The organism is Pseudomonas sp. 8AS, from assembly GCF_902506505.1.
In the GTDB taxonomy this organism is placed as follows: Bacteria; Pseudomonadota; Gammaproteobacteria; order Pseudomonadales; family Pseudomonadaceae; genus Aquipseudomonas.
Genome location: NZ_LR733406.1, coordinates 654,333 through 675,021, shown reverse-complemented (window position 1 = coordinate 675,021; position 20,689 = coordinate 654,333). Strand labels below are relative to the sequence as shown.

General features: G+C 68.2%; 20 protein-coding genes and 1 other RNA gene. 10 read left to right on the top strand and 11 right to left on the bottom strand.

The genetic code is table 11. The features are described 5' to 3' along the window. Positions 1–138 precede the first annotated feature (138 nt). The 9 genes from gcvH to GV001_RS03030 all read right to left on the bottom strand — a co-directional run bounded on the left by gcvH (position 139) and on the right by GV001_RS03030 (position 9,701). Complete coding sequence (gcvH, locus tag GV001_RS03070; protein ID WP_160078010.1) at positions 139–528, bottom strand: glycine cleavage system protein GcvH; 390 nt, start codon at positions 526–528, stop codon at positions 139–141. Between the two features lie 52 nt (positions 529–580). Beyond that, positions 581–1,663 (bottom strand): glycine cleavage system aminomethyltransferase GcvT, encoded by a 1,083-nt coding sequence (gene gcvT / locus GV001_RS03065; protein WP_160078008.1) that lies wholly within the window; start codon positions 1,661–1,663, stop codon positions 581–583. Positions 1,664–1,844: 181 nt separating this feature from the next. Further along, the gene (locus tag GV001_RS03060) at positions 1,845–3,464 is read right to left on the bottom strand and encodes an iron ABC transporter permease (RefSeq protein ID WP_160078006.1); all 1,620 of its coding nucleotides are present in this window, start codon (positions 3,462–3,464) and stop codon (positions 1,845–1,847) included. Between the two features lie 125 nt (positions 3,465–3,589). After that, positions 3,590–4,591, bottom strand: coding sequence for an extracellular solute-binding protein (locus GV001_RS03055; RefSeq protein ID WP_160078004.1), 1,002 nt, complete (start codon positions 4,589–4,591; stop codon positions 3,590–3,592). Between the two features lie 108 nt (positions 4,592–4,699). Beyond that, a complete protein-coding gene (locus tag GV001_RS03050) occupies positions 4,700–5,917 on the bottom strand; it encodes a 2-octaprenyl-3-methyl-6-methoxy-1,4-benzoquinol hydroxylase (RefSeq protein ID WP_160078002.1) in 1,218 nt (405 codons plus the stop codon). Positions 5,918–6,038: 121 nt separating this feature from the next. Then, positions 6,039–6,521 carry a DUF4442 domain-containing protein gene (locus GV001_RS03045; RefSeq protein WP_160078000.1) on the bottom strand — a complete coding sequence of 161 codons (483 nt, stop codon included), beginning with the start codon at positions 6,519–6,521 and terminating at the stop codon, positions 6,039–6,041. A 7-nt stretch (positions 6,522–6,528) separates the two neighbouring features. After that, on the bottom strand, positions 6,529–7,713 hold the full coding sequence (gene ubiH, locus GV001_RS03040; RefSeq protein WP_160077998.1) for a 2-octaprenyl-6-methoxyphenyl hydroxylase: 1,185 nt from the start codon (positions 7,711–7,713) through the stop codon (positions 6,529–6,531). An 81-nt stretch (positions 7,714–7,794) separates the two neighbouring features. Next, the gene (gene pepP / locus GV001_RS03035; protein ID WP_160077996.1) at positions 7,795–9,129 is read right to left on the bottom strand and encodes a Xaa-Pro aminopeptidase; all 1,335 of its coding nucleotides are present in this window, start codon (positions 9,127–9,129) and stop codon (positions 7,795–7,797) included. 14 nt (positions 9,130–9,143) lie between these two features. After that, positions 9,144–9,701, bottom strand: a complete 558-nt coding sequence (locus GV001_RS03030) for a YecA family protein (RefSeq protein ID WP_160077994.1) — start codon at positions 9,699–9,701, stop codon at positions 9,144–9,146. 190 nt (positions 9,702–9,891) lie between these two features. Between GV001_RS03030 and GV001_RS03025 the strand changes: the two genes are divergently transcribed. The 4 genes from GV001_RS03025 to GV001_RS03010 all read left to right on the top strand — a co-directional run bounded on the left by GV001_RS03025 (position 9,892) and on the right by GV001_RS03010 (position 11,231). Beyond that, entirely contained in the window at positions 9,892–10,101 is a 210-nt protein-coding gene (locus GV001_RS03025; protein ID WP_160077992.1) for a TIGR02449 family protein, read from the top strand. Next, complete coding sequence (locus GV001_RS03020; protein WP_160077990.1) at positions 10,098–10,412, top strand: cell division protein ZapA; 315 nt, start codon at positions 10,098–10,100, stop codon at positions 10,410–10,412. Before GV001_RS03025 ends, GV001_RS03020 begins: the two co-directional genes overlap by 4 nt. A 33-nt stretch (positions 10,413–10,445) precedes the next feature. After that, positions 10,446–10,624: non-coding RNA, 6S RNA (ssrS, locus tag GV001_RS03015), on the top strand. 7 nt (positions 10,625–10,631) lie between these two features. Continuing rightward, positions 10,632–11,231: a 5-formyltetrahydrofolate cyclo-ligase gene (locus GV001_RS03010; RefSeq protein ID WP_160077988.1), complete on the top strand. Its 600-nt coding sequence runs from the start codon at positions 10,632–10,634 to the stop codon at positions 11,229–11,231. A gap of 54 nt (positions 11,232–11,285) precedes the next feature. Here GV001_RS03010 and GV001_RS20100 read toward each other — a convergent pair whose 3' ends face one another. Next, positions 11,286–11,417, bottom strand: a complete 132-nt coding sequence (locus GV001_RS20100) for a hypothetical protein (RefSeq protein ID WP_256664852.1) — start codon at positions 11,415–11,417, stop codon at positions 11,286–11,288. A 202-nt stretch (positions 11,418–11,619) separates the two neighbouring features. On the opposite strand from GV001_RS20100, the gene GV001_RS03005 reads away from it, so the two are divergent. From GV001_RS03005 to GV001_RS02985, 5 genes are all read left to right on the top strand, one after another. Beyond that, positions 11,620–12,069, top strand: coding sequence for an EVE domain-containing protein (locus GV001_RS03005; protein ID WP_160077986.1), 450 nt, complete (start codon positions 11,620–11,622; stop codon positions 12,067–12,069). 50 nt (positions 12,070–12,119) lie between these two features. After that, on the top strand, positions 12,120–13,985 hold the full coding sequence (locus tag GV001_RS03000; RefSeq protein ID WP_160077984.1) for a diguanylate cyclase domain-containing protein: 1,866 nt from the start codon (positions 12,120–12,122) through the stop codon (positions 13,983–13,985). Positions 13,986–14,088: 103 nt separating this feature from the next. Further along, positions 14,089–15,159 carry an HlyD family secretion protein gene (locus GV001_RS02995; RefSeq protein ID WP_160077982.1) on the top strand — a complete coding sequence of 357 codons (1,071 nt, stop codon included), beginning with the start codon at positions 14,089–14,091 and terminating at the stop codon, positions 15,157–15,159. Then, on the top strand, positions 15,156–17,888 hold the full coding sequence (rbbA, locus tag GV001_RS02990) for a ribosome-associated ATPase/putative transporter RbbA (RefSeq protein ID WP_160077980.1): 2,733 nt from the start codon (positions 15,156–15,158) through the stop codon (positions 17,886–17,888). The genes GV001_RS02995 and rbbA overlap by 4 nt, the downstream gene beginning before the upstream one ends. 1 nt (position 17,889) lies before the next feature. Further along, a complete protein-coding gene (locus tag GV001_RS02985; RefSeq protein WP_160077978.1) occupies positions 17,890–19,014 on the top strand; it encodes an ABC transporter permease in 1,125 nt (374 codons plus the stop codon). Positions 19,015–19,057: 43 nt separating this feature from the next. Here the strand turns inward: GV001_RS02985 and GV001_RS02980 are convergent, their stop codons facing one another. Further along, positions 19,058–19,474 carry a flagellar basal body-associated protein FliL gene (locus tag GV001_RS02980; protein ID WP_160077976.1) on the bottom strand — a complete coding sequence of 139 codons (417 nt, stop codon included), beginning with the start codon at positions 19,472–19,474 and terminating at the stop codon, positions 19,058–19,060. Between the two features lie 160 nt (positions 19,475–19,634). On the opposite strand from GV001_RS02980, the gene GV001_RS02975 reads away from it, so the two are divergent. Beyond that, positions 19,635–20,612 (top strand): NADPH:quinone oxidoreductase family protein, encoded by a 978-nt coding sequence (locus tag GV001_RS02975; protein WP_160077974.1) that lies wholly within the window; start codon positions 19,635–19,637, stop codon positions 20,610–20,612. Positions 20,613–20,689: the final 77 nt, after the last annotated feature.

Sequence of the window (20,689 nt, the reverse complement as noted above, 5' to 3'; positions counted from 1 at the left end):
AAGCGGATCAGGATCTTGCGAGCTAGAGCCAGACTAGGCGGAAGTGGCCGAGGGAGCGGAGTTTACGTGTTGTAAATGAGCATCCCGAGGCCAGTTCCAACGACGTCTGGCCGACGCGCAGCTGATCCTGGCCGCTTCTTAGGCGTCGGCGTCGCAGGCGGCTTTATAGCCGGCGGCATCCAGCAGGCCGTCGAGGTCGGCGGCATTGCTCGGCTGCAGCTTGAAGAACCAGGCGGCGTAGGGTTCGCCGTTGACCTGCTCGGGGCTGTCGCTGAGGGCTTCGTTGATCGCGATGACTTCACCGGCGATCGGCGCGTAGATGTCGGAGGCGGCTTTCACCGACTCCACCACCCCGGCTTCCTGGCCGGCGGCCAGCTGCTTGCCGACTTCCGGCAGTTCGACGTAGACCACGTCGCCCAGAGCTTCCTGGGCATGGTCGGAGATGCCCACGGTGACGGTGCCGTCCGCTTCGAGGCGGGCCCACTCGTGGCTGGCGGCGTAACGCAGATCGGCGGGGATAGTGCTCATCGGGATGTCCTCAGGATCAGGTGGCGGGTAGCCCGCCCGGAAAAGTTAGCAGTTAGATGACGGCTTTGCCGTTACGCACGAAATTCGCTTTGACCACGCGCACCGGGTACCACTTGCCACGGATCTCCACTTCGGCGCGCTCGCCGGTGGCTGCCGGCACGCGGGCCAGGGCGATGGACTTGCCGAGGGTCGGCGAGAAGCTGCCGCTGGTGATCTCGCCTTCGCCGACGCCGTCGATGCGCACCACCTGGTGGGCACGCAGCACGCCGCGCTCTTCCAGCACCAGGCCGACCAGCTTGGGCTGGCTGCCGGCGGCGCGCTGGCTTTCCAGGGCGCTGCGGCCGATGAAGTTGCGCTCGGCCGGTTCCCAAGCGATGGTCCAGGCCATGTTGGCGGCCAGCGGCGAGACGTCGTCGGTCATGTCCTGGCCGTACAGGTTCATCCCGGCTTCCAGGCGCAGGGTGTCGCGCGCGCCCAGGCCGATCGGGGCGATGCCGGCGCCGACCAGCTCGCTGAGGAAGGCCGCGGCCTGCTCGGCCGGCAGCATGATTTCCAGGCCGTCTTCACCGGTGTAGCCGGTACGGGCGATGAACCAGTCGCCGTCCGGCAGGCCCTGGAACACCTTGAGTTCGTTGATCAGCGCGGCGCGCGCGGGGCTGACCAGCTCGGCGGTCTTGGCGCGGGCGTTGGGCCCCTGGATGGCGAGCATGGCCAGCTCGGCGCGCTCGGCCAGGGTGACGTCGAAGCCGGCGGTGTGCGCCTGCATCCAGGCCAGGTCCTTGTCGCGAGTGGCGGCGTTGACCACCACGCGGTAGCCCCAGTCGGTGAGGTAGACGATCAGGTCGTCGACCACCCCGCCACGCTCGTTGAGCATGCCGCTGTAGAGAGCCTTGCCCGGCGTCTGCAGGCGCGCCACGTCATTGGCCAGCAGGTGCTGCAGCCAGGCCTGGGCCTGGGGCCCGGTGACATCGACCACGGTCATGTGGGAAACGTCGAACACACCGCAGTCGCGACGCACCTGGTGGTGCTCCTCGACCTGCGAGCCGTAGTGCAGTGGCATGTCCCAGCCACCGAAATCGACCATCTTGGCGCCCAGCGCCAGATGCTGTTCGTACAGAGGGGTACGCTGTCCCATGGGTAACTCCTTGCGCTAGACGCCCGCCCGCGCCGGCCGGGGCCTGCAGCGGATGCGGGGTTCATGGTCGGGCTGCGTCAGCAGGCGCGCATTGTAGCCCCGCAAAGGCGTCTGGTCATCTCGCAAAATGACCGATCGGTCACGACCGAGGCCCGACAAGGGCAAGGCACCAGGATCGCCGCTAGTGCCCCGGCTGGCGGGCCGAGCGGCGGATCAGGCCGATCACCGGCAGCAGGCCGACCAGCACCAGGGTCAACGCCGGCAGCGCGGCGCGCGCCCACTCGCCTTCGCTGGTCATCTCGAACACCCGTACCGACAGGGTGTCCCAGCCGAAGGGGCGCATCAGTAGGGTGGCCGGCATCTCCTTGAGCACATCGACGAACACCAGCAGCGCGGCGCTCAGCGCACCCGGCACCAGCAGCGGCAGATAGACGCGGAAAAACAGCTGCGGCCCGCCCACGCCGAGGCTGCGCGAAGCCTGCGGCAGCGACGGACGGATGCGCGCCAGGCTGTGTTCCAGCGGGCCATGGGCGACCGCCATGAAACGCACCAGGTAGGCCAGCAGCAAGGCGCCCAGGCTGCCCAGCAGCAGCGGCTTGCCGGCCCCGCCCAGCCAGGCGGAGACGGGGATGACCAGATGATTGTCCAGGTAACTGAAGGCCAGCATGATCGCCACCGCCAGCACCGAGCCCGGCAGGGCGTAGCCGAGATTGGCCAGGCCCACCGTCGAGCGCATCAGCCGGGTCGGTGCCTGGCGCCGGGCGAAGGCCAGCAGCAGGGCCACGCCGACCGTGACCAGGGCCGCCAACCCGCCCAGGTAGAGGGTGTGCAGGATCAGCCCGACATAGCGCTCGTCCAGGTCGAAACGGCCGCGCTGGAAAAACCACAGCAGCAGCTGCGCCATCGGCACGACGAAGGCACAGGTGAACACCAGGCCGCACCAACCGCTGGCCAGCGCCGCCTGCCAGCCGCGCAGCTGGTACAACGGCTTGCCCCGCGGCCTTTCGCTGGCCGGGCGGCTGGCACCGCGGGCGCGGCGCTCGCCATACAGCACCAGCATCACCGCCAGCAGCAGCAAGCTGGCCAGCTGGGTGGCGCTGGACAGGCTGTAGAAGCTGTACCAGGTCTTGTAGATGGCGGTGGTGAAGGTGTCGAAGTTGAACACCGAGACCGCGCCGAAGTCGGCCAGGGTCTCCATGATCGCCAGGGCCAGGCCGGCGCCGATGGCCGGGCGCGCCATCGGCAGGGCCACCCGCCAGAACGCCTGCCAGGGCGACTGGCCGAGCACCCGCGCCGCCTCCATCAGGCCCTTGCCCTGGGCCAGGAAGGCGCCGCGGGCGAGCAGGTAGACGTAGGGGTAGAACACCAGCACCAGGACGATGATCACCCCGCCGCTGGAGCGCACCCGCGGCAGGCGCAGGCCGCTGCCGAACCAGTCGCGGGCCAGGCTCTGCAGCGGTCCGGCGAAATCCAGCAGGCCGACGAAGACGAAGGCCAGCACATAGGCGGGAATGGCGAACGGCAGCATCAGCGCCCAGTCCAGCCAGCGCCGCCCGGGGAACTCGCAGAGGCTGGTCAGCCAGGCCAGGCTGACCCCCAGCAGGACCACGCCGACGCCGACGCCAAGCACCAGCAGCAGGGTGTTGCCGAGCAGACGCGGCAGCTGGGTGGCCCACAGGTGCGCCCAGATCTCGCCATCCACCTCATGCCAGGACAGCAGCAGCACCGACAGCGGCAGCAGCACCAGACTGGCGATGGCAAAGGCGATGGGATACCAGCGGCGCTGGGCGGGATGGGCCACGCGAGTTCCTCGGCGAGAAAAACAGAACGCCCCGGGCTGGCCGGGGCGTCGAGTATAACGGCTGAGCCCGCCTTTGTTGGCGCGGCGCGGCGCTCGGCCGCAGGGCAGCGCCTAGGCGGCCAGGCTCAGTTCCAGCCGGCGCGATCCATCAGCATGGTCGCCTCGGCCTGACGCTTGCCGGCCACTTCCATCGGGATGCTGTCGGCCTTGAAGCTGCCCCAGGCGGCGACTTCGGCGGACGGCTTGACCGCCGGGTTGGCCGGGTATTCCTGGTTGACGTCGGCGAACAGGCTCTGCGCCTCGGCGCTGGTCATCCACTCCAGCAGCTTCTGCGCCTCGGCGGCGTGCGGCGCGTGGGCGGTCACGCCGGCGCCGGACAGGTTGACGTGCACGCCGCGGTCGGCCTGGTTCGGCCAGAACGGCTTGACCTTCAGCCCCGGCTGCTGCTTGTGCAGGCGGCCGTAGTAGTAGGTGTTGGCCATGCCCACGTCGCACTGGCCGGCGTCGATGGCCTGCAGCAGGGCGGTATCGTCGGCGAACACGTCGGTGGCCAGGTTGCCGATCCAACCCTTGACGATTTCCTCGGTCTTGGCCGCGCCATGGGTCTCGATCAGGGTGGCGGTCAGCGACTGGTTGTAGACCTTCTTGCTGGTGCGCAGGCACAGGCGGCCTTCCCAGTTCTTGTCGGCCAGGGCCTCGTAGGTCGACAGTTCTTCCGGCTTGACCCGCTCGGTGGAGTAGAAAATGGTCCGCGCGCGCAGCGACAGGCCGGTCCAGGCGCCGGAGCTGGCGCGGTACTGAGCCGGGATGTTGGCCTCGATCACGGTCGACTTGAGCGGCTTGAGCACGCCTTCCTGCTCGGCCTGCCAGAGGTTGCCGGCGTCCACGGTGATCAGCAGGTCGGCCGGGGTGTTCGCCCCTTCGGCCTTGAGGCGGGCCAGCAGCGGCGCCTCCTTGTCGGTGATGAACTTCACCGGCACGCCGGTCTTGGCGGTGTAGGCGTCGAACACCGGCTTGATCAGCTCGTCGATGCGCGCGGAGTAGACCACCACCTCATCGGCGGCCTGGGCGCCGGCGGCCAGCGTGGAGAGGACCAGAGAAGCGAGTAGACCGGTACGAGCCTGCATGGGTGCTGCCTCATGTCGAGAAATAGGAGTCGAATAGTAGTGAATACTATTTAGCTTCTCAACTAAAGCCGCCGACAGGCTGTTAACGGATATTGCCGCGCGCCCGGCTCAGCTGCGCGCCAGCGGTGGCAGGTCGCCGGACAGGCCGAGAGCCTGGCGGACGAACAGGGCCTTGGCATCCGGCAGCTCGTCGACCCAGTTCAGCCCGCTGTTGCGCAGCCAGCGCAGCGGCAGCGGGTCGGCCTGGAACAGGCGCTCGAAGCCCTCCATCGCTGCCATCATCGCCAGGTTGTGCGGCATGCGCCGGCGTTCGTAGCGGCTGAGCACGCGCACGTCGTTCGGCTGTTCGCCACGCGAGAGGGCATGCAGCAGCACATCGGCGAGCACCGCGACATCGAGGAAGCCCAGGTTCACCCCCTGCCCGGCCAGCGGGTGAATGCTGTGGGCGGCATCGCCGACCAGCGCCAGGCCGCTTTCCACGTAGCGCTTGGCATGACGCTGGCGCAGCGGGATGCACAGGCGCGGGTCGACCTGGGTGATTTCGCCCAGGCGCCACTCGAAGGCCTTGCCCAGCTCGTGGCGGAAGGCCGCATCGTCCAGCGCCATCAGCCGTTCGGCCTCGGCCGGCACGGTCGACCAGACGATCGAGCACCAGTGCTCATCGGCGCCGCGCCGCAGCGGCAGGAAGGCCAGCGGGCCGTCGTCGGTGAAGCGCTGCCAGGCGGTGGCCTGGTGCGGGCGGGCGCAGCGCACGCTGGTGACGATGGCGTGGTGCAGGTAGTCCCACTCGCGGGTGGCGCAACCGGCCAGGCGGCGCACCGCCGAGTTGGCGCCGTCGGCAGCCACCAGCAGCGCCGAACGCAGCTCACGGCCATCGGCCAGCTTGAGCAGCCAGCCGTCGCCGGAGCGGCGCAGCTGTTCGACGCGGGCGTTGCCGAGCAGGCCCAGGTTGCTGTCGTGCAGGCGTTCGAGCAGGGCATCCTGAATCACCCGGTTCTCGACGATGTGGCCGAGGGTCTCGGCATGCACGCTGGCTGCGGAAAAATGCACGCTGCCGGTGCCGGAGCCGTCCCACACCTGCATCTCGCCGTAGGGCGAGACGCGCCGCGCGGCGATCCCCGGCCACACGCCGAGGCGTTCGAGAATGCGCTGGCTGGCGGCCGACAGGGCACTGACCCGCGGCTCGAAGGCGGCGTCGGCGGCGAAGGGTTTGATGCTCAGCGGGCTGCCATCGACGATCAGGATATCCAGGCCGCTGTGTTCCAGGGCCAGGGCCAGGGCGCTGCCGACCATGCCGGCTCCCACGATGATCAGATCCGCTTGCATCTTCCTTCCTTCTAGAAGCTGTTGCCGCAGTCGGCGAGCAATGGCCGGACAAGCTCGAAATGGCTGAGAACGCGCAGTCTACAGGCAGGGCGCGGGCATGCCGAAGGCATTTTTAGCCGCCTCACGCCGCCTGCCGCGCCCGGGGCTTGAGGCGCACGTAGAGGGTCTTGTGCACGGTGGCCACCAGGTTGCCGGCGCCGTCGCGGACTTCCACCTTGAGCTCGGGCAGGTACTTGTCACCCTGCGCGGTATGGCTGCGGATATCGCTCAGCAGCGTCTCGTCGATGTGGAAGTCGGCATACACCGGGCCCTTGCCGGGAGCGACGAAATCGATGTGCGCGGCCTTGTCCCAGACGATGTAATCGCGACCGAGGTTTTCCATGATCATCAGCATGAAGAACGGGTCGGTCATGGAATACAGCGAACCGCCGAACTGGGTGCCGACATAGTTGCGGTTGTACCAGCCCAGCCCCATGCGGATGCGGATCGCGCGCATATCCGGGGCCATCTTCAGCACGCGGATGCCGGCGCCCAGGTAGGGCGGGTAGAGGTTCATCGCCCAGCGCAGCAAACGCGCCTTGCGGGCCAGTCGGCGGTTACTCATGAGCTTCCTAGAGGGTGCGGGTGCCCAGGCCCATGGCCTGGCGGGCGAACCAGTGCTTGGCCGGCGGCAACAGATCGAGGCCGAGCAGGCCGAGGGTGCGCCCGGCCACCAGCAGCGGCTCGTTGCGGCCGAACAGTCGGGTGACCTGGTCGGAGAAGCCAACGGTCAGGGCCTGGTCCTGCTGCTGGCGACTGCGGTAGCGCTGCAGGGTGGCGAAGTCGCCGAGCGGCGCCGCGCTGGCCAGCAGGCAGTCGGCCAGGGCCAGGGTGTCGCGCAGCGACAGGTTGTAGCCCTGCCCCGCCACCGGATGCAGGCTGTGCGCGGCATTGCCGAGCACCACCAGATGCGGGCGCACCTGTTCCTGGGCCTCGACCAGCGCCAGCGGATAGACATGCCGGGCGCCGACCTGGCGCAAAGCGCCGAGGCGATAGCCGAAGGCCTGCTGCAATTCGTCGAGAAAGGCCCGCTCGGCCAGCGCCTGCAGGCGCGCGGCGTCATTGCCGGGGCGGGTCCAGACCAGCGCGCAGCGGTTGTCCGCCAGCGGCAGCATGGCCATCGGCCCTTCCTCGGTGAAACGCTCGAAGGCCTGGCCCCGGTGCGCCTCGCCCGGGCTGACGTTGGCGATCAGCGCGCTCTGCCCGTAGGGTGTGTGCTTGACCGCGATGCCCAGCTGCTCGCGCAACCCGGAGCGGCCGCCATCGGCCAGCACGGCCAGGTCGCAGTCGAGGACTTCCTCGTCGTTGAGGGTCAGCCGGTAGCCGTCGCCGAGGGCCTGCAGGCGGGTGACTTCGGCCGGGCAGCGCCAGCTCACCACTTCCGGGTCGAGGGCCTGCCACAGGCAGTGGCCGAGCCAGGCGTTCTCCACCACATAGCCGAGGGCCGGCACGCCTTCGTCCTCGGCACTCAGCCGCGCAGCGCCAAAACGGCCGCGGTCGGAGACATGGATCTGGCTGATCGCCTCGGCCCGCGGACTGAGCGCCGGCCACAGGCCGAGGCGCTCGTAGATCTGCCGGGTGCCGTAGGACAGCGCCGTGGAGCGCGCGTCGTAGCTGGGCTGGTAGCTGTCGCCGGGGGCGAACGGCTCGACCAGCACGATCTGCCAGCCACGCGCCTTGACCCCGGCCTGCAGGGCCAGGGCCAGGCTGGCGCCGACCAGACCGCCACCGATGATGGCCAGCTGTACCCGCGCCATCAGACCCTTCCTGCCGTCAGGCTGGCACCGAGCCGACCAATAGCGCCGCCGATAATGGCCAATTGCACCCGCTGCATGACCTCAGGCCGCCTGGCTGCGTGCGGCGGCCATCAGCGCCTCGATCTCGGCGACCGACTTCGGCACGCCGCTGGTGAGGATCTCGCAACCGTTCTTGGTCACCACCACGTCGTCCTCGATGCGCACGCCGATGCCACGCCACTTCTTGGCGACCTTCTCGTTGTCCACGGCGATGTAGATGCCCGGCTCGACGGTCATCGCCATGCCCGGCTCGAGCACGCGCCACTCGCCGCCGACCTTGTATTCGCCGACATCATGCACGTCCATGCCCAGCCAGTGGCCGGCGCGGTGCATGTAGAACGGCTTGTAGGCTTCGCTGGCGATCAGCTCGTCGACCTCGCCTTCGAGCAGGCCCAACTCGACCAGGCCGGCGGTGATCACCCGCACGGTGGCCTCGTGGGCCTCGTTCCAGTGCTTGCCCGGGGCGATGTGCTTGAACGCCTCCTCGTTGGCTTTCAGCACCAGCTCGTAGATGGCCTTCTGCTCGGCCGAAAACTTGCCGCTGACCGGGAAGGTGCGGGTGATGTCGCTGGCGTAGCAGTCGATCTCGCAGCCGGCGTCGATCAGCACCAGGTCGCCGTCCTTGAGCGGTGCATCGTTCTCGCGGTAGTGCAGGATGCAGGCGTTGCGGCCGGCGGCGACGATCGAGCCGTAGGCCGGCATCTTCGCCCCGCCCTTGCGGAACTCGTAGTCCAGCTCGGCTTCCAGGTGGTACTCGGCCAGGCCGCCGCGACTGGCCTGCATGGCGCGGATATGGGCGCGCGCGCTGATCTCGGCCGCCTCGCGCATCACCTTCACCTCGTTGGCCGACTTGTACAGGCGCATGTCGTGCAGCACATGGTCGAGGGCGACGAATTCGTTGGGCGGGGTGGCGCCCTGGCGGGCCTTGGAGCGGATCACGTTGACCCACTCCATCAGCCGGTGGTCGAACTCCTGGTTGCGGCCGATGCCGTAGTAGACGCGCTCGCGGCCTTCGATCAGGCCGGGGAGGATGTCGTCGATATCGCCGATGGGAAAGGCGTCGTCGGCGCCGTAGTTGCTGATCGCGCCGTCCTGGCCGGCGCGCAGGCCGTCCCACAGTTCACGCAGCGGGTCGCGCTCGCGGCAGAACATCACGTATTCGCCATGGGCCCGGCCGGGGATCAGTACCAGCACCGCTTCCGGCTCGGGGAAGCCGCTGAGGTACTGGAAATCGCTGTCCTGGCGGTAGACATGCTCGACATCGCGGTTGCGGATGTACACCGGCGCCGCCGGCAGGATGGCGATGCTGTTGGGTTCCATCTGCGCCATCAGCGCCTTGCGCCGCCGGGCGTATTCCGACTTGGGGATGCTGACCATGGCGATATCCGACCTTAATGCAGGGAAGGTTTGGCCGCGGCCACCGGCGCCGGCTTGGCGCATTCGGTGAACAGCAGCAACGGGGCGACGCGCAGGTATTCCATCACTTCCATGTAGTCGTTCTCGCCGTCCTCGGACTCTTCCAGGGCACTCTGCACCTGGGAGATGGCCGACAGGTCCTGCAGCACTTCCATGGCCTCGGCGCTCAGCGCGGTGTTGCCGAGGACCATGCCGAAGCCGTCGAGGAAGCCCTGGCACCACTGGCCCAGGGCCTGGGCGCGTTCGACCAGCGGCGCATCGTCGCCGGGCAGCAGCAGGACCACGGTGATATCCGTGCCGGTCAGTTCGCCCTTGACCATCTCCTGCAGGCCGATCAGCGCCTGGCGTACGTTGTCGGCCGGCTCGCCGCCGAGCAGCTCGACCGCATCGGCCAGCCAGGGTTCGGCCTCGAAGCCGGCACCGGCGCAGCTGCGGCCGAGCAGCATGCCGTGCAGTTCGGCGGGGGATACGGGTTTGCCGCTGCTGGCGAGCAGGGCGGCGAAAGCGGAGTACGGCGAATTCGAAGAGGTCATGGGCAGCTAGGCGCTAGGCAGCGCAATGTCTAGAATGGAGGCTTCGTATCCTAGCACCGGCAGGCGCGGCAAGACCATCGAAGCCCGGCGTTGGCCGCGGCCGGCGACCGCTCGATAATCGCGACCCGGTCGCCTCCAGGGCCCGACAATCCTTTATAGTTTCGCCACTCATCACCCAGGTAGGGAGCCCATGGAAGACACCGAACTGCAAACCCTGACGCGCAAGCTGGAACTGCTGATCCAGCGCGTGGAGCAGCTCAAGGTGCAGAACCGTGCCCTCCTGGCCAGTGAGAAGGCCTGGCGCGAGGAACGCGCCCATCTGATCGAGAAGAACGAAATGGCCCGGCACAAGGTCGAATCGATGATTTCGCGCCTGAGAGCCCTGGAGCAGGACACATGAGCCAGTCGAACACCGTCACCGTGCACATCCTCGACAAGGAATACTGCATCGCCTGCCCGCCGGATGAGCGCGCCAACCTGGAAAGCGCCGCGCGCTACCTGGACGGCAAGATGCGCGAGATCCGCTCCGGCGGCAAAGTCATCGGCGCCGACCGCATCGCCGTGATGGCCGCGCTGAACATCACCCATGACCTGCTGCACAAGCAGCAGCGCCTGGATCAGGAAGCCAGCCACACCCGCGAACGCGTGCGCGACCTGCTCGAGCGCGTCGACGGCGCCCTGGCCGCCGATCCGGATGGCCTGGGACTCTGATTGCAGAGCCGCCGATTAGGGTATACTCGCGCCAGCTCCCTGGTGTGTTTGCCAGTCGGTGATGTCCCTGAGCCGATACGCACAACCACGGGGGTTGCAAGTGGGGCCGGTGTGCATGTCCGCCTGACGGAAAGCCTTAACGCCTCCTGCAATCTCCACCTTGAACTTTCGGGTTCAAGGGCTAACCCGACAGCGGCATAACCGGGGAGTCCTTTTTCCATGCTCGACGCCGGCACGCTTTCCCGCCCGGCCCTGCGCCGCCAGCTGCGCCAGGCGCGCCGCGACCTCTCTGCGTTGCAACAGCAACGCGCCGCCCTTGCCCTGTTTCGCCAGCTGGCCCAGCACCCGCTGTTCCGCCGCGCCCGGCATATCGCCCTGTACCTGGCCAACGACGGCGAGATCGACCCGCGCCCCCTGCTGCAGGCCGCCCAGCGCCGCGGCAAGGCCATCTACCTGCCGGTACTCAGCGCCTGGCCGCGCACCAGAATGAGCTTCCAGCGCCTGCACCGGCACGATCGGCTGGCAGCCAACCGCTTTTGCATCGACGAACCCCGAGCCAACCGGGCTCGCCAGCGACCGGTCTGGACTCTGGACCTGGTGCTGCTGCCGCTGGTCGGCTTCGACGAGAATGGCGGGCGCCTGGGCATGGGCGGCGGCTTCTACGACCGCGCGCTGGCCTATCGCCATCTGCGCAAAAATTGGCACAAGCCGACGCTATTGGGGCTGGCCCATGAATGTCAGAAAGTCAGCAGACTGGAACTGGCCAGTTGGGATGTGCCGGTGAAGGCGGTGGTGACGGATGCCGGCTGGTACGGCTGAAGCGGTGGCGGGAACGATGGCGCCGCGATCCCTGCGACGCTCGTTTGCCTGCGTTTACTGCGGCGACTGGCTGGTCGCCTGATCGCCCTGACGCTCCCAGAGATTCTGGGTGTAACCCGTGGTAACCATGCCCAGACTGAACAGGATCACCAGTACCCACAATAGATCCGGCTTTTTACGCTTCATTGGTTGCCTCCCCCTTTACCAGGCACCCTGCATCGACTGACCGGTGGTGGTTGTTGTTATTGGCCATGCAACGGCGTCACGACCGAGCACCCTGCCCTCTATGGAGCATTAGGAACCCGGATCCGTTTGACGCCAAACGGCTGTCTCGGGCGGGAACGATTGTCACTCCGCCAACGAAGACCGGCAAACAGGAGCAAAGTTCATGCCTAACTGGCTGATGAAATCCGAACCCGATGAACTGTCGATCCACGACCTGCAACGCCTCGGTCGTGCGCGCTGGGACGGGGTGCGCAATTACCAGGCGCGCAACTTCCTGCGCAGCATGCAAGCGGGCGAGCTGTTCTTCTTCTACCACTCCAGCTGCCCCGAACCGGGCATCGCCGGGATCGCCCGGATCGTCGGCGCCACCTACCCCGATCCGACCGCTCTCGACCCGGGCAGCCACTACTTCGACGCCAAGGCCAGCCACGAGAAGAATCCGTGGAGCGCCATCGACGTGGAGTTCGTCGAGGCCTTCCCCCGCGTGCTGCCGCTGGCCCGCCTGAAGGCCGCGGCGGAACTGGCCGAACTGGCCCTGGTACAGCGCGGCAGCCGCCTCTCGGTGATGCCGGTCGGCGCCGCCGAGTGGGCCGCGATCCTCGCCATGCGTTGAGTCTGTTGCGCCGCTGTGCTATCTGAGAGGCGTAGCCTCCGGAGCCGCCCATGCGCACACGTTCCGTCTGGCCGGCACGGCTGGCGCTGGCCTTCCTCCTCTTGGTGCTCTGCGGCGCCAACCTGATGCTCTGGCGCCAACTGGAGAGCGATCAGCAGGCACGCCTGGCGGAACGCCTCGACTACCAGGCACGCACCCTCGCCCGCCAGCTGGAAAGTAACCTGCGCAACGAGGTGCAGAGCCTCGACCGCATCGCCCAGCGCTGGAACAAGCACGGCCGCCTGCCCCGCGAACAGTGGGAAGACGAGGTCAACCTGGCCCTGCAGGGCTTCCCCGCCTACCAGTCGATCCAGTGGCTCGACGCCGACCTGCAGATGCGCTGGCTGCTGCCACTCAAGGGCAACGAGGCGGCCCGCGACTTCCGCCTGCCGGCCAGCCATCCCAACTACCCGATCGCCATGCAGGCCAGGGACAGCGGCGAGCAGCGCTTCTCCAACAGCGTCGAGCTGGTCCAGGGCGGCCGTGGCTTCGTCCTCTACACCCCGCTGTTCGTCCGCGATACCAGCGGCGCCCGGCGCTTCGACGGTTTCCTGCAGGGCGTGTTTCGCGTCCAGCCGCTGATGGACCAGCTGCTCTACAGCCTCGACAGCCACGAGTTCAGCGTCGAACTGCTGGAGCAGCGCACCCCGCTGTACCGCCACAACCAGCCGCACAGCCAGACCTCACTGACCCTGCAGGTGCCGCTGCGCCTGCTCAACAACCGCAATTTCAGCCTGCAGCTCAAGCCCAGCGACAGCCTGCTGCACAGCCTCAACCCGGCCTTGCCGCAGATGGTGCTGGGCGCCAGCCTGGCGATCAGCCTGCTGCTGGTCGCCGCCCTGGCACTGGCCCTGGAAAACGCCCGGCGCGCCCAGGCCCTGCAGGTCAGCAACCGCCTGCTGAACATCGAGGCGACGCGCCGCGAGGTGGTCGAACAACGCCTGCGCGACAGCCGCGAACGCCTGCAGCTGGTGCTCGACCTGACCGACTCCTGCCACGACAGCCTGTTCATCTTCGATACCCAGAGCCGCGAGCTGCTGCACATGAACCAGGCCACCCATGCCAGCCTGGGCTACCGCGCCGAGCAGTTCGCCCAGCTCCTGCGCGACGACCCGGAACAGCTGCTGCCCGGCTTTCACGCCTGGCTGGAAGAAGTGCGCAGCGCCCGGCAGGGCGAGCAGACGCGCATCTTCCAGCGCGAGATGCGCCGCCGCGACGGCAGCAGCCAGGCAGCCGAGATCAACACCCAGCTGGTGCAGCTGCACGAGCGCGAATACCTGATCGCCGTGTCCCGCGACAACAGCGAGCGCCTCGCCCTGGAAGCGCGCCTGCAGCGCCTGTCGCAGCTGGACGGCCTCACCGGCCTGTACAACCGGCGCTTCTTCGACCAGCAGCTGCACGCCGAGTGGCGGCGCCTGCGCCGTATCGGCGCGCCGCTGACCCTGCTGATGCTGGATATCGACTACTTCAAGGCCTACAACGACGCCCTCGGTCACCTGGCCGGCGACGACATCCTGCGCAAGGTCGGCGTGGTCCTGCAGGAATGCCTGCAGCGCGAAGGCGATGCGGCCTGCCGCTATGGCGGCGAGGAGTTCGCCATCATCCTCACCCACACCGGCCAGCAGGGTGGCGAACATGTGGCGACGCGGATCCACGAGCTGATCGCCAAGCTGGCCATTGCCCACCCCGCCAGCCCGCACGGCCGCCTGACCCTGAGCATCGGCCTGGCCGAAGCCGAGCCGCTCAGCGACGAACACCCCGCCAGCCTGGTCGCCCACAGCGACCAGGCGCTGTACCGGGCCAAGCACGGCGGGCGCAACCGCACCTGCATCTGGAACAACAACGGCGTGCCGATCGCGCAGCCGCAGAGCCCCTAGAACGGCCGCCAGAGCACGCTTGACCTGCATCAACCGCACCGCCGCAGCGCACAGTACAATGGCCGGCACCGCAACACCTCCCTGCCACCGAGAAAGGATGCCCATGGCTACGCGCAAAACCTGGACCGCTCGCCTCGCCCTGGCCGCCGCCCTTGTCGCCGGTGCCGGCCTGCTCTGGTACGAACTGCGCCCCGCCGGCCTGGGCGAAGGCTTCGCCAGCGGCAACGGGCGCATCGAGGCCACCGAAGTGGACGTGGCCGCCAAGCTCGGCGGGCGCATCGCCAGCATCGCGGTCGACGAGGGCGACTTCGTCCAGCCCCAGCAGATCGTCGCGCGCATGGACACCCAGGTGCTCGAAGCCCAGCTGGCCCAGGCCCAGGCGCAGATGCGCCAGGCCGAGAACAGCCAACTGACCGCTGCCGCCCAGGTCAGCCTGCGGCAGAGCGAGAAGGTCACTGCCGAGGCCGTGGTGCGCCAGCGCCAGGCGGAACTCGCCGCCGCGCAGAAACGCCACGCGCGCACCGCCGTGCTGGTCAAGCGCGACGCCATGGCCCAGCAGCAACTGGACGACGACCTGGCGCGCCTGCAGAGCACCGAGGCGGCCCTGGCCGCGGCGCGCTCGCAGGTCAACTCGGCGGCGGCCGGCATCGTCGCCGCGCAGTCCCAGGTGATCGAGGCGCAATCGGCGGTGGAAGCGGCCAGGGCCAGCGTCGCCCGCCTGCAGGTGGACATCGACGACAGCCTGCTCAAGGCACCGCGCGCCGGCCGCGTGCAATACCGGGTGGCCCAGCCCGGCGAGGTGCTCGGCGCCGGCGGCAAGGTGCTCAACCTGGTCGACCTGGGCGACGTCTACATGACCTTCTTCCTGCCCGAGCGCCAGGCCGGCCGGGTCGCCCTCGGCAGCGAGGTACGCCTGGTGATCGACGCGGTGCCGCAGTACGTGATTCCGGCCCGGGTCAGCTATGTGGCCAGCGTCGCCCAGTTCACCCCGAAGACCGTGGAAACCGCCAACGAGCGCGAGAAGCTGATGTTCCGCATCAAGGCGCGCATCGACCCCGAGCTGCTGCAGCGCCACCTGGCCCACGTCAAGACCGGCGTGCCCGGCATGGCCTACCTGCGCCTGGACCCGGCCGTCGAGTGGCCCGAACAGCTGGCGGTCAAGGTTCCGCAATGAGCGCGGCCGCGGCGCCGGTGGCCCGGCTGACCGAGGTCAGCCTGCGCTACGGCAAGACCTGCGCGCTGGACGGGCTGAGCCTGGAGATCCCGGCGCAGCGCATGGTCGGCCTGATCGGCCCGGACGGCGTCGGCAAGTCCAGCCTGCTGGCGCTGCTGGCCGGCGCGCGCGAGATGCAGAGCGGGCAGATCGAGGTACTCGGCGGCGACATGGCCAGCCGCGGCCATCGCCGGCGCACCTGCCCGCACATCGCCTACATGCCCCAGGGCCTGGGCAAGAACCTCTACCCGACCCTGTCGGTATTCGAGAACCTCGACTTCTTCGGCCGCCTGTTCGGCCAGGGCCCGGCCGAGCGCGCCCGGCGCATCGACGAGCTGCTGCGCAGCACCGGCCTGACACCCTTCCGCGAGCGCCCGGCGGGCAAGCTGTCCGGCGGCATGAAGCAGAAGCTGGGGCTGTGCTGCGCGCTGATCCACGACCCCGACCTGCTGATCCTCGACGAGCCGACCACCGGGGTCGACCCGCTGTCGCGCAACCAGTTCTGGGAGCTGATCGGCCGCATCCGCGCCCAGCGCCCGCAGATGAGCGTGCTGGTGGCCACCGCCTACATGGAGGAGGCCGAGCGCTTCGACCACCTGGTGGCCATGGACGGCGGGCGCATCCTCGCCACCGGCAGCCCGCAGCAGCTGCGCGAACGCACGGCCTGCGCCAGCCTGGAGCAGGCCTTCATCGCCCTGCTGCCGGCAGACCGGCGCAAGGATCACCACGCCTTGGTCATCCCGCCGCGGGCGCCGGGCCAGCAGGACATCGCCATCGAGGCGCGCGGCCTGAGCATGCGCTTCGGCGAGTTCGTCGCGGTCGACCGGGTGGATTTTCGCATCGAACGCGGCGAGATCTTCGGCTTCCTCGGCTCCAACGGTTGCGGCAAGAGCACCACCATGAAGATGCTCACCGGCCTGCTGCCGGCCAGCGAGGGCGAGGCGCTGCTGTTCGGCCAGCAGATCCAGGCCAGGGACATGGCCACGCGCAAGCGGGTCGGCTACATGTCGCAGTCGTTCTCCCTGTACGGCGAGCTGACGGTGCGGCAGAACCTGGTGCTGCACGCCCAGCTGTTCCACGTGCCCGCCGCGCAGATCGAGGCGCGGGTGGCCGAGATGGCCAGCCGCTTCGAGCTGGGCACGGTGCTGGACATGCTCCCCGAGCGCCTGCCGCTGGGCATCCGCCAGCGCCTGTCGCTGGCCGTGGCGGTGATCCACCAGCCGGAGATCCTGATCCTCGACGAGCCCACCTCGGGTGTCGACCCGGTGGCCCGCGACGGCTTCTGGCAGCTGATGCTCGACCTGTCGCGCCAGGACGGGGTGACCATCTTCATCTCCACCCACTTCATGAACGAGGCGCAGCGCTGCGACCGCATCTCGCTGATGCACGCCGGCAAGGTGCTCGACAGCGACACGCCACAGGGGCTGATGGCCAAGCGCAGCCTGCCGACCCTGGAGGCGACCTTCATCGCCTACCTGGAGGATGCCGTCGGCCAGGGCCAGACGAGCCCGACCGAGCCGCCGGCCCCAACTCCGGCTGCGCCGCCGCGCCCGGCGCAGCGCCAGCGCTTCAGCCTGCGCCGGCTGTTCAGCTACGCCCACCGCGAGACCCTGGAGCTGCGCCGCGACCCGATTCGCGGCGGCATGGCGCTGCTCGGCACCGTGCTGCTGCTATTTATCATCGGCTACGGCATCAGCCTGGACGTGGAAGACCTGACCTTCGCCGTGCTCGACCGTGACCAGACCACCACCAGCCAGGAGTACCACCTGAATCTGGCCGGCTCGCGCTACTTCCTCGAACAGCCGCCGCTGCAAGACTACGCCGAACTGGAACGGCGCATGCGCAGCGGCGAGATCAGTCTGGCGTTGGAGATCCCGCCGCACTTCGGCCGCGACCTCAAGCGCGGCGACAGCCCGCAGATCGGCATGTGGATCGACGGCGCCATGCCGACCCGCGCGGAAACCATCAAGGGCTACGTGCAGGGCCTGCACCAGGACTACCTGCAAAGCCTAGCGCGGCGCTCCGCGCAAACCCAGGCCGCCAGCCTGGCCGAACTGGAAGTGCGCTACCGCTACAACCCGGACGTGGAAAGCCGCCAGGCCATGGTGCCGGCCATGATCCCGCTGCTGCTGATGCTGATCCCGGCCATGCTCACCGCCCTCGGCGTGGTGCGCGAGAAGGAGCTGGGCTCGATCATCAACCTCTACGTCACCCCGGTGACCCGCCTGGAATTCCTCCTCGGCAAGCAACTGCCCTATATCGGCCTGGGCATGCTCAACTTCGCCCTGCTGGTGCTGCTGGCGATCAGCGTGTTCGACGTGCCGCTCAAGGGCAGCCCGCTGACCCTGCTGCTCGGCGGCCTGCTCTATCTGAGCTGCTCCACGGCCCTCGGCCTGCTCATGTCGACCTTCACCAAGAGCCAGATCGCTGCGGTGTTCGGCACTGCCATCGCCACCCTGCTGCCGGCCATCCAGTTCTCCGGGCTGATCTACCCGGTGTCCTCGCTGGAGGGCATCGGCGCCTTCATCGGCCAGCTCTACCCGACCTCGCATTTCCTGGTGATCTCGCGCGGGGTGTTCTCCAAGGCGCTCGGCTTCGCCGACCTGTCTGCCTACTTCCTGCCGCTGCTGATCACCATTCCCGTGCTGCTGGGGCTGTGCGTGACCTTCCTGAAGAAGCAGGAGGTCTGAGATGGAGCGCCTGGCGAACATCTTCCACCTCGGCCTCAAGGAACTGCGCAGCCTGCAGCGCGACATCGCCCTAGTGCTGCTGATCGTCTGGGCCTTCAGCCTGGGCATCTACTCGGCGGCCACCAGCATGCCGGAAAGCCTGCACCATGCCTCCATCGCGGTGGTCGACGAAGACCGCTCGCAGCTTTCCGAACGGCTGATCCAGGCCTTCCAGCCGCCCTACTTCCGCACCCCGCAGCGCATCGACCTGAGCCAGATGGACCGCGGCATGGATGCCGGGCGCTACACCTTCACCCTGAACATCCCGCCGGACTTCCAGCGCGACGTGCTGGCCGGCCGCAGCCCGGCGATCCAGCTCAACGTGGATGCCACCCAGGTCAGCCAGGCCTTCACCGGCGCCGGCTATATCCAGAGCATCGGCGTCAACGAGGTGGCCGAATTCGTCCGCCGCTACCGGGCGGACCTGCCGCAGCAGGCCGGGCTGGCCGTGCGGGTGGCGTTCAACCCGAACCTGACGCGCACCTGGTTCGGCTCGGTGATGGAGGTGATCAACCAGATCACCATGCTGTCGATCATCCTCACCGGCGCCGCGCTGATCCGCGAACGCGAGCACGGCACCATCGAACACCTGCTGGTGATGCCGGTGACGCCGCTGGAGATCATGCTGGCCAAGGTCTGGTCGATGGGCCTGGTGGTGCTGGTGGCGACCGCGCTGTCGCTGCTGCTGGTGGTCCAGGGCTGGCTGCAGGTACCGATCCAGGGCTCGCTGGCGCTGTTTCTCGGCGGCGCCGCGCTGCACCTGTTCGCCACCACCTCGATGGGCATCTTCTTCGGCACGGTGGCGCGCTCGATGCCGCAGCTGGGCCTGCTGATCATCATCGTGCTGATCCCGCTGGAGATCCTCTCCGGCGGCACCACACCGCGCGAGAGCATGCCCGAGCTGGTGCAGCGGATCATGCTGGTGGCGCCGACCACCCACTTCGTCGACCTGGCCCAGGCCATCCTCTATCGCGGCGCCGGGCTGTCGATCGTCTGGCCGCAGCTGCTGGCCATCGCCGGGATCGGCACGCTGTTCTTCCTCGGCGCCATGACCCGTTTCCGCAAGGCGCTGGCGCAGATGGCCTGAGCCTGCCTGTCGGCGTGCGGGTGCGCCGCGGTTTGCCAGGGCGTTACTGGATGATCAGGTTGTTGAACAAAAGGTCCTCGACGTAGGGCTTGCCTTCTTCCTGGTTGAGCACGTCCTGCACCTGCTTGAGCGCCTCCAGGCGCAGCTTCTCCTTGGCGTCCTGGCCGCTCATGCTGGCCTCGGTCTGCTGGGAGAACAGCATCACCAGCTGATTGCGGATCAGCGGCTCGTGGTGCTCGACCTTCTCCTCGGCCTCGCTGCCGGTGACGCGCAGGGCGATATCGGCCTTGTAGAACTTCAGCTTGGGCCCCGGGCCGAAGTTGCCGACCAGTGCCGGCACCAGGCTGTAGTAGGCCACCTTGGGCGCCGCGTTCTCGCCTTCCGCCTCTTCGCCGCCACTGTTGGCCAGGGCGGTAAGGGGCAGCGACAGGGCCAATAGCAGAGCGATCCAGGTTTTCACGGCGGCAGTTCCTCACGAAGATGTGGCGCTAGCATAGCCATTGCCGGGGCCACACCCAAGCCCGACGCTTATACACCGGCATCAGGCCGGAGCATGCTCGTTGACCGGCCAGGCGGGCCACCTACACTGCCAGACCATCAACCCTGGAGAATATCCGCTGATGAAAGCCGTTCTGTGCAAAGCCTTCGGCCCGGCCGAAACCCTGGTGCTGGAGGAAGTTGCCGGCCCCGCGATCAAGAAGAACGAGATCCTCCTCGAGGTCCACGCCGCCGGGGTCAACTTCCCCGACACCCTGATCATCGAAGGCAAGTACCAGTTCAAGCCGCCCTTCCCCTTCTCCCCGGGCGGCGAAGCGGCCGGCGTGGTGCTGGAAGTCGGCGAGAAGGTCGAGCACCTCAAGGCCGGCGACCGGGTGATGGCGCTGACCGGCTGGGGCAGCTTCGCCGAACAGGTGGCCGTGCCCGGCTACAACGTCATGCCGATCCCGGGCGGCCTCGACTTCACGGCAGCCGCCGCCTTCGGCATGACCTACGGCACCTCGATGCATGCGCTGAAGCAGCGCGCCAACCTGCAACCGGGCGAGACCCTGCTGGTGCTCGGCGCCTCCGGCGGGGTCGGCCTGGCCGCGGTGGAAATCGGCAAGGCCATGGGCGCCCGCGTCATCGCCGCCGCCAGCAGCGCGGAGAAACTGGCCGTGGCCAAGGCCGCCGGCGCCGACGAACTGATCAACTACAGCGAATCGAGCCTCAAGGAAGAAGTGAAGAAGCTCACCGGCGGCCAGGGCGCCGACGTGATCTACGACCCGGTCGGCGGCGACCTGTTCGACGAGGCCATCCGCAGCATCGCCTGGAACGGCCGCCTGCTGGTGGTCGGCTTCGCCAGCGGGCGCATCCCCGAGCTGCCGGTGAACCTCTGCCTGCTCAAGGGCGCGGCGGTGGTCGGCGTGTTCTGGGGCTCGTTCGCCCAGCGCCAGCCGCAGGACAACGCGGCCAACTTCCAGCAGCTGTTCGCCTGGCATGCCGAAGGCAAGCTCAAGCCGCTGGTGTCGCAGACCTTCCCGCTGCAACAGGCGGCCGAAGCGATCAATGCCCTGGGCCAGCGCAAGGCGGTGGGCAAGGTGGTGGTGCAGGTGCGCTAAGCAGCTTGGAGCCGGCTGCGCGCCGCGCCAGGCGCCGTTAAAAGTGAGCTCAGTCCCAAGATAGAAAAAGCCGCCCA

Bases quoted from the DNA above. Each gene is read 5' to 3' on its own strand.
- GV001_RS03010 (WP_160077988.1), top strand. From the start codon at position 10,632: ATGCTCGACGCCGGCACGCTTTCCCGCCCGGCCCTGCGCCGCCAGCTG.
- ubiH (WP_160077998.1), bottom strand. From the start codon at position 7,713: ATGGCGCGGGTACAGCTGGCCATCATCGGTGGCGGTCTGGTCGGCGCC.
- GV001_RS03050 (WP_160078002.1), bottom strand. From the start codon at position 5,917: ATGCAAGCGGATCTGATCATCGTGGGAGCCGGCATGGTCGGCAGCGCC.
- GV001_RS03020 (WP_160077990.1), top strand. From the start codon at position 10,098: ATGAGCCAGTCGAACACCGTCACCGTGCACATCCTCGACAAGGAATAC.
- rbbA (WP_160077980.1), top strand. From the start codon at position 15,156: ATGAGCGCGGCCGCGGCGCCGGTGGCCCGGCTGACCGAGGTCAGCCTG.
- gcvH (WP_160078010.1), bottom strand. From the start codon at position 528: ATGAGCACTATCCCCGCCGATCTGCGTTACGCCGCCAGCCACGAGTGG.
- GV001_RS02985 (WP_160077978.1), top strand. From the start codon at position 17,890: ATGGAGCGCCTGGCGAACATCTTCCACCTCGGCCTCAAGGAACTGCGC.
- GV001_RS03045 (WP_160078000.1), bottom strand. From the start codon at position 6,521: ATGAGTAACCGCCGACTGGCCCGCAAGGCGCGTTTGCTGCGCTGGGCG.
- gcvT (WP_160078008.1), bottom strand. From the start codon at position 1,663: ATGGGACAGCGTACCCCTCTGTACGAACAGCATCTGGCGCTGGGCGCC.
- GV001_RS20100 (WP_256664852.1), bottom strand. From the start codon at position 11,417: ATGAAGCGTAAAAAGCCGGATCTATTGTGGGTACTGGTGATCCTGTTC.
- GV001_RS02975 (WP_160077974.1), top strand. From the start codon at position 19,635: ATGAAAGCCGTTCTGTGCAAAGCCTTCGGCCCGGCCGAAACCCTGGTG.
- pepP (WP_160077996.1), bottom strand. From the start codon at position 9,129: ATGGTCAGCATCCCCAAGTCGGAATACGCCCGGCGGCGCAAGGCGCTG.
- GV001_RS02995 (WP_160077982.1), top strand. From the start codon at position 14,089: ATGGCTACGCGCAAAACCTGGACCGCTCGCCTCGCCCTGGCCGCCGCC.
- GV001_RS03000 (WP_160077984.1), top strand. From the start codon at position 12,120: ATGCGCACACGTTCCGTCTGGCCGGCACGGCTGGCGCTGGCCTTCCTC.
- GV001_RS03005 (WP_160077986.1), top strand. From the start codon at position 11,620: ATGCCTAACTGGCTGATGAAATCCGAACCCGATGAACTGTCGATCCAC.
- GV001_RS03030 (WP_160077994.1), bottom strand. From the start codon at position 9,701: ATGACCTCTTCGAATTCGCCGTACTCCGCTTTCGCCGCCCTGCTCGCC.
- GV001_RS03055 (WP_160078004.1), bottom strand. From the start codon at position 4,591: ATGCAGGCTCGTACCGGTCTACTCGCTTCTCTGGTCCTCTCCACGCTG.
- GV001_RS03025 (WP_160077992.1), top strand. From the start codon at position 9,892: ATGGAAGACACCGAACTGCAAACCCTGACGCGCAAGCTGGAACTGCTG.